This is a genomic window from Paracoccus angustae, from assembly GCF_042648745.1.
GTDB lineage: Bacteria > Pseudomonadota > Alphaproteobacteria > Rhodobacterales > Rhodobacteraceae > Paracoccus > Paracoccus angustae.
The window spans coordinates 1-12,194 of the sequence record NZ_JBHRXY010000059.1; the positions used below are offsets into that span (position 1 = coordinate 1).

A 12,194-nucleotide genomic window follows, 5' to 3' on the forward strand; every position below is an offset into this window, starting at 1 on the left:
ACGGGGTCGTCGCTGACGATGCCAGCCAAAGCCGCGCCGCCTGATCAAGTCGCGTCACCCAGATTCAGCCATAGTTCGGCGGGACTTGCAGTGGCCCTGTGGCATTCGGGTCTCTACGCCGGACTGATTCCGGAAAGTGTCAGCCCGTGCACTGAAACTGGACCGTCCTGCTCGGACCGAACCCAGATGACCATTCTGGGCTTGCCCATCCCTTATCTCTCGCTCGGTGCTTTTAGCGCAACCGCGCTGTGTTTGATCTTCATGAAAGGAAAGCGACCGTGAACCGAAGAACCGTTGTTGTGGGCGCCGTTGCCCTGGGTGCAGGCACGTTTGCCGCCGGCTCCTGGTTTGTTTCGCGCCAGCGAGAAGCCGAACAGGCCGCTGCCGTGCGCGAAACCCTGCAAGCTCAGCCCGATGCGCTGATCCGGTCGCATTCGCCGATCTTGGGACCGGCCGACGCGCCGGTCTCCCTGGTCGAATTCTTTGACCCTTCCTGCGAGGCTTGCCGGGCATTTCATCCTGTTGTCAATGAGTTGCGCCGCGAATATCCCGTTCAGCTTCGCGTGGTGTTGCGATACACCCCGTTCCACGAGGGGTCTGACGAGGCGGTGCGTATCCTTGAGGTGGCGCGTCGTCAGAACCTCTTCGAGCCGGTGTTGGACATCCTCTTCGACCAGCAGCCCGCTTGGGCGCTTCATGGCCAGCCACGCATGGACCTGGCCTGGAAAATGGCCGGGGAAGCCGGGCTCGATCTGGCACGCGCCGAGTCTGAGCGCCTGCATCCCGAAATCACCGGCGTGCTGAATCAGGACATGGCGGATGTGGAAGCCATGCAGATCAAGGGGACACCCACCTTCTTCGTCAATGGCGTGCGGCTGACCGAACTCAGTATCGCAAACCTGCGCGCAGAGATCTCCAATGCGATTTCAGAGCTTGGATAAGGCACGATACTGATGAGCGTGAGAACAATCCGTCTAGCCCTCTGGGGATTGGTCCTGGTGGCGGCAGCGGCCTTGGCGGTCCAGCAATGGGCGGGACGGGGAAAGACCGCGGAAACCTTCAGGCCAGACTTCGCTCTTCAGGACGGAAAGGGCCAGACCCATACCATGGCCGATTTTCGGGGAAAGTTCAGCCTGGTCTTCTTCGGCTTCACCAATTGCCCCGATGTCTGCCCGACCACCATGTCGGAAGTCGCCCAGGTGATGGATGATCTGGGCGCCGAGGCAGACCGGGTGCAGCCCTTGTTCATCTCGATCGACCCGGAGCGGGACCGCAGACAGGGGCTGACCGAGTATCTGGCAGCCTTTCATCCGGCAATACTTGGCCTGTCAGGGGACAGTGCTGCAACGAAGGACGCAGCAGAGAGCTTCAAAATCCATTTCGGACGGGAAGAGGACCCATCGGCTCCGGATGGCTACACGATGTCGCACAGTTCAGCGCTATATTTGATCGGACCGGATGGTGAATGGCTGCGCCTGTTCGACTATGAAACCCCTGCTGCCGAGATACTGGCGGATATCGAGGATAGAATATGACCATCAAGGTGTTCGCGCTTGCCCTGGGATATGCGATGCTGCTTCCCGCACTCGCCTCGGCCGATTGCTCCAGCGTGTCAGCCGGCGATCTCACCATTTCAAAGGCATGGTCGCGCGTTACTATCGGCACGCAGAGGCCAGCGGTCTTTTATGTCGAAATCCGCAACAATGGAGGATCTGATGATCGCCTGATGGGGATTGAAACGCCAATCGCTGGAATGCCTATGCTGCACCAAACGGTCATCCAGGATGGGGTCGCCGCTATGCCGCATGCCGAAGCCGTAGAGGTTCCGGCAGGCAAAACGGTCGCTCTGGCGCCGGGTGGCTATCACGGCATGCTGATGGAATTGAGCACAGCGCTCTCCGAAGGCGAGACTTTCCCCGTCACACTGATCTTCGAGAAGGCGGGGGCCGTAGAAATCGAAGCTCAGGTTCTCCCGATGCGTGCCCAGGAAGCGCAATGCGACGCCGCAAGCTGATCCTCGGCGGAGCAGGCCTTCTTGGCGCATTCGGCTTTACCCTGGGGGTAGGGGCATGGCGCAGCGGAGATCTGCAACGATTGGTGGAAGACAGAGGGACTGGGGGAAACCGGGCAAACCTGTCCGGGATGTCATGGCAGCTGATCAATGATCGGGGCGATCCTGTGGATCCAGAGGACTGGCTTGGGCAGGCCAGCATGGTGTTCTTCGGCTTTACCTGGTGCCCCGATGTCTGTCCTACGACGCTCATGGACATTGCCGATTGGCTGGAAGGCCTGGGACCGGACGCCGACCGCATAAGGGTCTTCATGATCACTGTCGATCCTGAGCGCGATAGCCCGGAGATCCTGGCCGAGTACCTGTCGAACTTCGACCCTCGCATTCGCGGCCTGACGGGTTCGCCTGATGACATCGCCCGTGCAGCCCAGGCTTTTGGCGTGAAGTATGAGCGCGTCCCGCGAGAAGACGGCGATTACACCATGAACCATACGTCCGGCGTGTTCGTCTTTCAGCCCTCGGGCGAGCTTGCCAGCACCATCGACTTTCACGAAGGGCGCCGCTTTGCGGTGCCCAAGATCCGGAGAGCCATCGGATGAACAGTGCCTTGCTGATCTCACTTGCCCTTCTCGCTGCACCTTTGTCTCTGGGGGCGGAGGAGGCCTCTTCCGCCATTCATGTCGTCGAAGGGCAGGGCTGCGAATGCTGCACCAAATGGACCGAATATCTGCAGCAGCAGGGCTTCGACGTGACGTCTGAAGAACGCTTCGGCGTGCTGCTGTTCCAGCACAAGATCGACCTTGGCGTTCCCGCCGAGCACTCTTCTTGCCACACCGGCCAGATCGACGGATATTTCCTGGAAGGTCATGTGCCAGCCGAGGATATCCGCAGGCTTCTGGAAGAACGACCCGATGCCGCAGGCCTAGCCGTGCCCGGTATGCCCTACGGTAGCCCTGGCATGGGGCCGGAAGCCAAGCGCGAAGCTTATGACGTGCTGCTAATCCGCAAGGACGGCAGCAGCGAAGTGTTCACCAGCTATCCCGCCGGCAACAGCATTTAGAAAATTATTCTACACTTGGGACGGAGCATTCCTGAATGGCCAGTTTGAACCGGCGTCATTTTTCCCTGGCGGGCTTGGCAGTCCTGGCGGCATGTGGCGCTCCTACGCCGCAGACGCCGGCGTTCAAGGTCTATTCCGGTCCCCCTGTCACCCAGGTCGTCGTTCAGAAAGGGCAGCGCCGCATGCATCTTCTGAACGGAACCACGGTCCTGAAATCCTATGATTTCGGCTTGGGGTTCCAGCCGGTAGGCCACAAGCAGTTCGAGGGAGACGGCAAGACGCCCGAGGGGCTTTATTTCGTGGACCGCTTCAATCCTCGCAGCCGGTATCACCTTTCCGTCGGCCTGTCTTATCCGAATGAGCGCGACCGCGCTTTCGCGGAACAATTCGGTCGCGATCCCGGCGGCGATATCATGATCCATGGCCGGGGACCTGAAGGCAATCGGCTGGTGCGCCAGAAAAGAGACTGGACGGCCGGGTGCATCACCGTCAGCGATGAAGAGGTCGAGGATATCTATGCCATGCTGCAGCCCGGCGTCCCTATCATGGTTTATGCCTGACAGATGGATGAGACGGGCTCAGAATGTTGTGGTCCAACATTCTTGAGGCTTCTTGGAGGAATGCCAGCGAACGGGTTCGTTGGCATTCCTGTAAGGATAGGCTTTTAGAACACTGTCACCTGCGTTCCGATTTCGGCCATCTCATAAAGCCGGGTAATATGCTCATTATAAAGGCCATAGCAGCCGTTTGAGGATTTCCGGCCAATCTTCCGGGTGTCATGCGTGCCATGGATCAAATAGGCGGGCCATGACAGATAAAGGCCGTAAGGTCCCAAGGGATTGTCCGGACTTCCACCTTCGACACGCTGAGGCAGATCGGGATCCTTTTCCCGCATGCTTGGCGTTGGCGTCCAGGGCGGATTTTTTGCCTTTCTGACGATTTCGGTTTCGCCTCGGCGGGTCAGATCTTCCGTGACGGGGATAGAGCAAGGAAAAACCAGACTGATTGACCCGTCACCTGACCAGTAATGCACCGCACGAGAGGTCACGTCCGCAAGGATCACCCCTTTTCCCAGGCTGGGGTAAAACTCGCTCCAGTGTCTCGCGCGAAACGACGACTGATTGCGCGCAGTATCTGCCGTCGGATCGATCTGATAGGCACCAAGATCCGGCGCCCCGCCGGTCGGGGGTCCGCCATAGAGAGGCTGCCCGGTATAAGGATCGAAACCCTGCGCCAGGACGCCGCCCGGCAAGACCGTCGCTGTGGCCAGCAGGCCTCCCAGAAAGCGCCGACGGTCGCTACCTGTGTCCTTCAGGACCATTCACTGCCTCGTTTTTTATGGATAAGTTTGTCTAACGATTGCAGAAGGATATTCGCCTGAAGGCATTTGGCCAAGGAGACGAAACGCCGTGCAGATCAAGATATTGTGCGCTCCAACTGAAAGCCGCTGCTGATGCTGGCTGTCAAGCTTGTGCGCCGCGATATCGAGTGCGAGGGAGATGCCTGAAAAGGCAAACCACACCAGGAGACAGAAATGAAACTCAGACCCCTCATCATCTTGGCAGTTGTCCTGTTCAATGCCGGTTGCGGAAACATGACAGCCAGGACAGCAACAACAGAAACCGGATCCGAAAGTCTTCCCCCAGAGCTCATCGCGCTCGCTGCGCCCGGTCAGGACGTCGCTTCGGCCCGTCTTCTTTCAGAGGATAATTGCTATTGGTACGAGCATCGTGGGCAGGTGGAAACAACACTTCTTCCGCTTACAACGACTGAGGGCCGTCCAATTTGCATGCAGTCGCAAGCCTGAAGCCGCCGGGGCGTATGGTCAGGCCTGCAACTTCACCAAAGGCTTGGCCTAGCTACGCGTAGTCACACTTTCGGCAGGCGAATAGAGAAACGCAGTCGAGCCGAGTTCTACTTTTGGGTAGAGATCGTTGATATGCGCCATGACCATCCGTACGCAGCCAGAACTGGCGCTAGTGCCGATGCTTCTGGGAAACGGAGTTCCGTGGATGCGCAGGTAAGTATCCTTGTCGCCAACGTAGAGGTAGAGACCCCGTGAACCGAGGGCATTCTCGGGACCGGGCTCCATTCCACCTTCAAATTGCGCATAAATCTCCGGCTCGCGCTCAATCATATTCCGCGTTGGTGTCCAATGAGGCCATTCGACCTTTTGCTTGATCGTATAGACCCCGGGTTCGTATAGGTCCCCTCGTCCGATGGCTACGCCATAGCGCATGGCGGTTCCTCCATCCTCGATGTGGTAAAGATACTTTGCCACAGCATCCACATGGATATCACCCGGTATCAAGCCATCATTGGCCCTTACCCTTTGAGGCAAGAAACGTGGGTGCAAGCCCCAAGGATTGGAAGTTTCTGGGTTGTAACCGGCAGGAGTGACCTGTGCGTCCCAAGCAGCCTTCTGTGCTCCATTTGGCCATGATGCCGCAAACAGAGGGTTAGAAATAGTTGCCGAGAACAGCACTGTGGTCGTGTGAATGAAGTGTCGTCGTGTCAGCATCTTTTATGCTCCTTAACTTTACTCGACATCCTCACGGACTACGCTTTCAAGGCAACCTGCTCAGCCCGCCATTCCCATTTTTGAGATCAAATTCTCTTGTGCCATTCTCACGATGTGATCTCTGGGGTTTGTAGTTCCTGTCTCCGGATCAGTTCGACCCGCACGCCGATGTCCAGGCCGGCCCAAGCCTGGTCTGCGTCAAATCGGGGTAGGCCAAGGTTGGTTGCTAGGGCAAGACAGGCTCAATCCCCAAGCGACAATCCAAAGGCAAGGGTCGCAGGGTGCTGATGACCAATGGCTTGGGCCGCGGCATGCCACCAGTTGAGTTTTACTTCGCGGGTGATGGTCGAGCGATCACGGCCGAGCATCTGCGCAATCTGCGTCTTTGGCACCTTGGCCTGCAACATCCGCGATATCACACGGCGTTCGTCCAGCGTCAGGTTGGTGAAAGGGCGCCTCATCACATCCTCCTGAAGTGCTTCAGAAACTATCGGTTGATGCATTCCAGAATGGAATGTGCCCGAAGGTAGCCTCCGATCATGATAATCGGGGTTATGTTCGCCTTGAAATACTTCATCGTGAAAATCTTGATGAAACACTCCGAGCGTTCGGCGTCGGGGATGATTTTGATCACCATGCGCGCGACGATCTGAATTCGGCATGGGAGCGTTTGCCGCCATGGCCGGATGTTCACGTGGGGATGGCGCGTCTTCGGCCGTTCGGTTTTCTTGCACCTTGCTCGAATGCTTCAATCGCGATGTCAGTTCGGCTGGCCCGCTATGCGGATTTTCGTTGGGATGCAATCGGCGGTGCAGAACTGGCGAAGGATTATAAACCTAGCTCATCTGTATACCTCGCCGCCGCTGAGGCTTTTGCCTTGCCCCCAGAGCGTGTTGTGATGGTAGCGGCACACAACGGTGATCTAGCAGCTGCACGTCAGGCTGGCCTTCGCACCGCATTTTTTCCCAGAGCAACTGAGCATGGACCAGGGCAAAGAACTGATCTCGTCGCAGATGGGGACTGGGATTTTGTAGCGGCTGACTTACCTGATCTCGCAAAAAAAATCGAAGCCTGTTCGTGATCTCTCTCTGACGCTTAGGAAAGAAGTCGACTTAGCATGCGTCTGCTTTGTCCGCATTGCGGCCGCTTGGTGGTGCCGTGGCGGCAACGCTGGGAGATCCGATGGAGTGTCCGTTTGACCATGGGCTACCGAACACCCATCGAAGCGTTTCGAGATGAACTGATACGATTGGAGGCACCATGACACACCCTGCTCCGCAGCACTGGTGCATTCAGAATGGAGCCTGCACCCGGGGACGCCGTCCTGAAAAGCGGCACGGCTTGGCAGCACAGGGCCCGCGTATAGGACATAGTTTCTAGGTGTCGAAGTTGACAACCGGAATTTCGGCACCCTCGGGAATGGTCATGGCTGTGATGCGCGCGATGTTGAACTCCGGATCGTTGAAGACCAACTGCCACTGCCCGTAATAGGTTGCAAACGGCCCCTTGACGATCGACCCGCCAAGCTCGGGCACCTTGTGCGCGATCTCATCTACCGTTGCCCAGTCTTCAACCACGAACGTCACCATCGTGCCAGCGCTGGATGTTGATGTCCTGCGTCTCTCACGATCCTTCAGGCCCAGAAGCTCATAGGCCGGGACGCCGTTGAAGGCCAGCTGGAAGCCGTTGCCTTGCAGAACCCGGTAGATCGGCGAAGAGGCCTCGGGAATGTCGTCCCAACCCAGGATTGCAGCGTAAAATTGTTTCTGTTTCTCCACATCATCGCAGAAGATGTTGTGCATAGGCTGGAACTTGTCTGCACTGGCCATCGGTGTGTCCACGCTCCTCTTGAGATCAGGCATTGAGGTCGCCGTCTGCGCATCGAGACGACATCTTTATGCCCAGCGGGGCCGCCAGTCCCGCATCCATCAGCGTCCCGACAAGCTCGGCGTGATAGGCGGCATAGGCTTTCACTGAAACATAGCGGTCCTCGGGTCTGATGATGTTGAACATCAGCGATCCTTGGCGGACAGTGGGCAGCACCCAGGACTTGTAGGCCCATTCCGGGTCCGCATGCGTGAAGTAGTCCGAGTTCTTCGGTCGCAGCCATCTTGCGCCGTCATGAGGTTGATCGATATTGCCGACCGACGCATTGAAGGCCCTAAGTGCCTTCTCCGGTTCGGCGGTGCTTACATACAAGGCCAACTTTCTTCCTTTCCGTTCCAAATCTATCCGCCTGACAGCTTTCGTGACTGCTCAGTTCAGTAGAACCTCATCAAAGCGCACGTCCATCCACCGGAGGAAGGTTTCCACCAGCCTCGTGTAGTACAGCTTGACCACGTCAGGCGGGATGCCTTTGCCGCCATCGGCCTGAAGTTCGAAGGTCAACGTGCCCGCATCGACGCTTGGCACAAGCCTTGCGCCGATATCCGACACGTCTTCGGAATGCTGGTAGGAGGTATCAGCCTCCAGCATCCAGCCTTCCGCCTTCCCCCACGCTTCTTCCTGGACAATTCTCCGGTTGAACTCCCGAAGCAGCGCATCGGGAGAATTGGTCATGAAATGGACTGACACTGGGATATCTCCTGAAATCCGGCCGAGCGTCAGCCCGCGACTGCTTGCAGTTCAGGGTGAATCCGGTCGCTTTCAAGAACCGGCGTCAGGAGAGCTTTCTCGAAAGCCTCCTTGCCCTGCGCGTGGGCGTTTTCCAGTTCCTTGATCCATTTCCTGTACTGTATCGAGATCTTGTCGGTCACGACCGACAGTTCGTCGTCGTAAATCTCTTCTGGCCACTGCGATTCAATGACCGGCTGGTCCTCGGCAAAGACCAGGTCGTTGAAGGCGATGTGGGGATGATCCGAATCGTTCAAGCTCTTCTCGCGGGCGAAGATCAGGAAGTTCTTCGTTTGCTTCGCGTTCACCGGGCAGGACACGTTGAAGAGGACGTGAAGGTTGTTCCCCACATATTTTTGAACGGCCAAGTTGATCGTGAACGGCATACTGCAATGGTAGGTGAAGTTGCCGATGGGTGCCTGATCGGGAACATCCATGCCCGGAGGGGTGTCATAGACAAAGCGCAGCTGGCCCTTCACGCGATCGATCGGCACGATGGGCGGCTCGGCGTTGTTCGGATCGAACAGCGTGCCCGGGTGAACGAACGCGAAGTGCGAAAAGTCCGTGAAGTTTTCCCAGCGGCGCGGTGCGCTGGCATTCCACCAGTAGGGCTCCTGCACGACTATCTTCATCCTCGGGTCATCAGCGACGCTGAAATACGGGATTTCCGTCACGTTCCACGAGCTGTCCAGACGGACCCAGACCAAACCGTACTTCAGTTCACATTGGTAGCTTGGAACCTTGGCGCGCGAGGAAATCTTCTGCGTCGGACATGCCGGCATATGGGTGCACTTGCCCTCGGCATTGTACATCCATCCGTGGTACGGGCACTGAAGCTGGTCGTCCTTGACCTTGCCGCCGGACAGCTTGGCCGAACGGTGGACGCACTGGTCCTTCATCGCAACCATTTTTCCGTCGAGACGAGCAAGAACGACCTTCTCGTCAAGCAAGGTGACCGCCATGGGGCCATTGCCCAACGGGTCGGCCTTCTCGAACTCGTCAAGGGTCGCGACCGGATGCCAAAAGTGGCGGAGGAATTCCATGTTCTCGATCAAGGGACGTGCGCCCATACCAGCATTCCTTGTGTAGCTTTTGCTGCATAGAATAGATCACCAGTGTCAGCCCAACATGTCCCTGTTACATAGAATTTATATATGAACAGGGTGTCTAAAATCCGCAACATGGCCTAGCTGCCGGGATCGTATATGGTACGGCGCGCTTCATCACGGGCTTTTTTCAAGCCCCATGGCCTTGCAGATGACAGGTTTCGACCATCTTGCTGCTATGCTGGGATAAACTGGCCAAATAGTTCAGCAAAAGGCCAGCAACCCTTGCTCTAGATATCGCAACTCGATGCGCAAGAGCAGTGCGACGTTCAAATTTATGGACTTCAGGTCCAGATAAACTGTCTCCTTGGACAGTGAATAACTGTATTATTGCCTTGTCTAGCAAGACACGTCTGGCGCCTACAATCTCCGCCGCCGGACGGGGCGAAGCCTCGATCCTCCCTCTTTGTCGAGGCTTCGCTAGCATCCTTAGTACGCGAAGATCGCCTATCCCGCATTGGTAGACAGGCATGGAATGAAGGAACAGACAATGAGAACCCGTGCCGCCGTAGCCCTGGAAGCTGGCAAACCGCTGGAAGTGATGGAGGTCAACCTCGAAGGACCGAAGGCCGGCGAGGTCATGGTCGAGATCAAGGCCACCGGCATCTGCCATACCGACGAATTCACCCGCTCGGGCGCGGACCCGGAGGGCATCTTCCCGTCGATCCTGGGCCACGAGGGTGCGGGTGTGGTGGTCGAGGTCGGCCCCGGCGTGACCAGCGTGAAGCCGGGCGACCACGTCATTCCGCTTTACACCCCCGAATGTCGCCAATGCGCGTCGTGTCTCTCGGGCAAGACCAACCTTTGCACCCGGATCCGCGCGACCCAGGGCCAGGGCCTGATGCCCGACGGGACCAGCCGCTTTTCCATGCTGGATGGCACGCCCATCCACCATTACATGGGCTGCTCGACCTTCTCGAACTATACTGTGCTGCCGGAAATCGCGGTGGCCAAGGTCCGCGAGGACGCGCCCTTCGACAAGATCTGCTATATCGGCTGCGGCGTCACCACCGGCATCGGCGCGGTGATCAACACCGCCAAGGTCGAGATCGGCGCCAAGGCGGTGGTCTTCGGCCTGGGCGGGATCGGGCTGAACGTGATCCAGGGCCTGCGTCTGGCAGGCGCCGACATGATCATCGGCGTGGACCTGAACAACGACAAGAAAGAAATGGCCGAACGCTTCGGGATGACCCATTTCGTCAATCCCAAGGAAATCGACGGTTCCATCGTCCAGCATATCGTCGAGATGACCAAGACCCCCTTCGACCAGATCGGCGGCGCCGACTATTCCTTTGATGCGACCGGCAGCACCAAGGTGATGCGCGACGCGCTGGAATGCACCCATCGCGGCTGGGGACAGTCGGTCATCATCGGCGTGGCGGCCGCAGGCGCGGAAATCAGCACGCGTCCGTTCCAGCTGGTCACCGGCCGGGTCTGGAAAGGCACCGCATTTGGCGGCGCGCGTGGGCGCACGGATGTGCCGAAGATCGTCGACTGGTACATGGAGGGCAAGATCGAGATCGACCCGATGATCACCCACACCATGCCGCTGGAAGACATCAACAAGGGCTTCGACCTAATGCACAAGGGCGAAAGCATCAGGTCCGTGGTGCTTTACTGACATTCAAGGTGCGGCGATGCTTGGACAACGAATTCAGATTGCGCGCCAAAGTCTCGACATGGAGATTGCCGAGTTTGCCGCGGCGCTTGGCATGGATGGCAATATTGCTACCCTTGCCAAGTGGGAGGCCGACGAGGCATCTCCGACTATTCGTGACCTAACGGCCATCGCTTCGCTGGCGGGCATCTCGATCTGTTTCTTCCTGCCGCCGCTTGTCAGAGATATCAAGGTGCAGAAATACTTCGGCGACGCTATCGCCTCTCTGCCGATCAGGGCACAGGCATTGGTGGCGACGTATATTTCCGTCGAAAACTATATCTCAGCAGAGTTTCTGGCCACGGGAACCATCGCTCCGCCCGGCAGGATCGACCTTTGCGATCCGCAGTATCGAACTGCCCCTGGCGTGACAGACATGATCCGGCATCGACTGAGGATCGGTTCTCGCTCGTTCCGAAGCCTATCGGATGAGCTTGAGCTAAACGGGCTAAAGATTTTTGCAGCGCGTCTGCCTGTCGGTATAACCGGCATAAGTTGCGACGTCTGCCTTGGAAACGATCCGGCACATCCCTTTTTTGTTGCCTCAAGTATTGCTTCACACCGGGAAACACAGGAAAACCTGTTCGACTGGGCCTTCTCGGAGGGCATAAGCGCAATCTGCGGCGATAGCGCCGAGCTTCATTCGGAGATAAGGACGACTTTCCTTCGGTCGTGCTTTCCGATCTCCAAGCCATCGGAAATCCTTACCTTGCGCCATACCAAGAAGGGCGGCCACACGGATAGGTATACGAGTGCCATTTATCGAAAGGTTAGAGGGGGTACCGCAAGCGGGCGCTTGTCGAAGTCGGATGCCGAGCGTATCGAAGAGATCCTACGCAGCAGCGAAGCCTAGCAGGCTGCAAAAGCCGACACTCTATGCCGTGCAAGAGCATGTTTCATCCTTTGCGTGATCGGAGGCAGGGCGATGATGCCGGGAATGGACAAGGCAAGCGAGTTGCTATTCGGAAGTACCGATTCGGCTCCACCCACTTCGGCGTGACGGTTTCTAGAGCGTGTCGCGGACATCGAGATTCAGGATTCCCAGCTTTCCTATGATGTGCTTCCTTTCTGCTGAGGCAGGCATGGGGGGTCTGATGGGCAAGCCACATCCAATGGAGCTTCGGACTCGGGTCGTCGCCTATGTGGACGGAGCTATGCGAGAGTTTGGGTGACGCGGCCTAATCAAGCGGCGCGATTTTCGGCGACGCTCGCGGCGACACCGTCGG

At 57.7% G+C, this 12,194-nt stretch carries 15 protein-coding genes and 2 pseudogenes; 10 read left to right on the forward strand and 7 right to left on the reverse strand.

The annotated features are described in order from the left end of the window. The 7 genes and pseudogenes from ACFOM8_RS21580 to ACFOM8_RS21610 all read left to right on the forward strand — a co-directional run. Nucleotides 1–282: pseudogene (locus ACFOM8_RS21580) on the forward strand (hypothetical protein); the annotation flags it as partial. Further along, nucleotides 279–941 carry a DsbA family protein gene (locus tag ACFOM8_RS21585; RefSeq protein ID WP_377764452.1) on the forward strand — a complete coding sequence of 221 codons (663 nt, stop codon included), beginning with the start codon at nt 279–281 and terminating at the stop codon, nt 939–941. The pseudogene ACFOM8_RS21580 and the gene ACFOM8_RS21585, both read left to right, overlap by 4 nt. Before the next feature lie 12 nt (nt 942–953). Next, a complete protein-coding gene (locus ACFOM8_RS21590) occupies nt 954–1,535 on the forward strand; it encodes an SCO family protein (RefSeq protein WP_377764453.1) in 582 nt (193 codons plus the stop codon). Further along, nucleotides 1,532–2,014, forward strand: coding sequence for a copper chaperone PCu(A)C (locus ACFOM8_RS21595; RefSeq protein ID WP_377764454.1), 483 nt, complete (start codon nt 1,532–1,534; stop codon nt 2,012–2,014). Before ACFOM8_RS21590 ends, ACFOM8_RS21595 begins: the two co-directional genes overlap by 4 nt. Further along, a complete protein-coding gene (locus ACFOM8_RS21600; protein WP_377764455.1) occupies nt 1,996–2,610 on the forward strand; it encodes an SCO family protein in 615 nt (204 codons plus the stop codon). Before ACFOM8_RS21595 ends, ACFOM8_RS21600 begins: the two co-directional genes overlap by 19 nt. Beyond that, nucleotides 2,607–3,071, forward strand: a complete 465-nt coding sequence (locus ACFOM8_RS21605; protein ID WP_377764456.1) for a DUF411 domain-containing protein — start codon at nt 2,607–2,609, stop codon at nt 3,069–3,071. The genes ACFOM8_RS21600 and ACFOM8_RS21605 overlap by 4 nt, the downstream gene beginning before the upstream one ends. A gap of 35 nt (nt 3,072–3,106) precedes the next feature. Continuing rightward, on the forward strand, nt 3,107–3,631 hold the full coding sequence (locus ACFOM8_RS21610; protein WP_377764457.1) for a L,D-transpeptidase family protein: 525 nt from the start codon (nt 3,107–3,109) through the stop codon (nt 3,629–3,631). A 104-nt stretch (nt 3,632–3,735) separates the two neighbouring features. On the opposite strand, the gene ACFOM8_RS21615 is transcribed toward ACFOM8_RS21610, so the two are convergent. From ACFOM8_RS21615 to ACFOM8_RS21625, 3 genes and pseudogenes are all read right to left on the reverse strand, one after another. After that, nucleotides 3,736–4,392: a L,D-transpeptidase gene (locus ACFOM8_RS21615; RefSeq protein ID WP_377764458.1), complete on the reverse strand. Its 657-nt coding sequence runs from the start codon at nt 4,390–4,392 to the stop codon at nt 3,736–3,738. Nucleotides 4,393–4,926: 534 nt separating this feature from the next. Continuing rightward, nucleotides 4,927–5,592: a L,D-transpeptidase gene (locus tag ACFOM8_RS21620; protein ID WP_377764459.1), complete on the reverse strand. Its 666-nt coding sequence runs from the start codon at nt 5,590–5,592 to the stop codon at nt 4,927–4,929. Between the two features lie 281 nt (nt 5,593–5,873). Continuing rightward, nucleotides 5,874–6,053 (reverse strand): annotated as a pseudogene (locus ACFOM8_RS21625) (helix-turn-helix domain-containing protein); the annotation flags it as partial. 53 nt (nt 6,054–6,106) lie between these two features. Between ACFOM8_RS21625 and ACFOM8_RS21630 the strand changes: the two are divergent. Beyond that, nucleotides 6,107–6,673 (forward strand): HAD-IA family hydrolase, encoded by a 567-nt coding sequence (locus ACFOM8_RS21630; RefSeq protein ID WP_377764461.1) that lies wholly within the window; start codon nt 6,107–6,109, stop codon nt 6,671–6,673. A 295-nt stretch (nt 6,674–6,968) separates the two neighbouring features. Here the strand turns inward: ACFOM8_RS21630 and ACFOM8_RS21635 are convergent, their stop codons facing one another. From ACFOM8_RS21635 to ACFOM8_RS21650, 4 genes are read right to left on the reverse strand one after another with little or no spacing between them, the layout of a single operon-like run. After that, nucleotides 6,969–7,454 carry a VOC family protein gene (locus ACFOM8_RS21635; protein ID WP_377764462.1) on the reverse strand — a complete coding sequence of 162 codons (486 nt, stop codon included), beginning with the start codon at nt 7,452–7,454 and terminating at the stop codon, nt 6,969–6,971. Beyond that, nucleotides 7,447–7,797 (reverse strand): hypothetical protein, encoded by a 351-nt coding sequence (locus tag ACFOM8_RS21640; protein WP_157935969.1) that lies wholly within the window; start codon nt 7,795–7,797, stop codon nt 7,447–7,449. The genes ACFOM8_RS21635 and ACFOM8_RS21640 overlap by 8 nt, the downstream gene beginning before the upstream one ends. A gap of 51 nt (nt 7,798–7,848) precedes the next feature. Then, complete coding sequence (locus ACFOM8_RS21645) at nt 7,849–8,151, reverse strand: hypothetical protein (protein ID WP_080621493.1); 303 nt, start codon at nt 8,149–8,151, stop codon at nt 7,849–7,851. A 44-nt stretch (nt 8,152–8,195) separates the two neighbouring features. After that, complete coding sequence (locus ACFOM8_RS21650; RefSeq protein WP_377764463.1) at nt 8,196–9,275, reverse strand: Rieske 2Fe-2S domain-containing protein; 1,080 nt, start codon at nt 9,273–9,275, stop codon at nt 8,196–8,198. Nucleotides 9,276–9,801: 526 nt separating this feature from the next. On the opposite strand from ACFOM8_RS21650, the gene ACFOM8_RS21655 reads away from it, so the two are divergent. Continuing rightward, nucleotides 9,802–10,932, forward strand: a complete 1,131-nt coding sequence (locus tag ACFOM8_RS21655) for an S-(hydroxymethyl)glutathione dehydrogenase/class III alcohol dehydrogenase (protein WP_377764464.1) — start codon at nt 9,802–9,804, stop codon at nt 10,930–10,932. A 16-nt stretch (nt 10,933–10,948) separates the two neighbouring features. Then, nucleotides 10,949–11,821 carry a helix-turn-helix domain-containing protein gene (locus ACFOM8_RS21660; protein WP_377764465.1) on the forward strand — a complete coding sequence of 291 codons (873 nt, stop codon included), beginning with the start codon at nt 10,949–10,951 and terminating at the stop codon, nt 11,819–11,821. Nucleotides 11,822–12,194 lie beyond the last annotated feature (373 nt).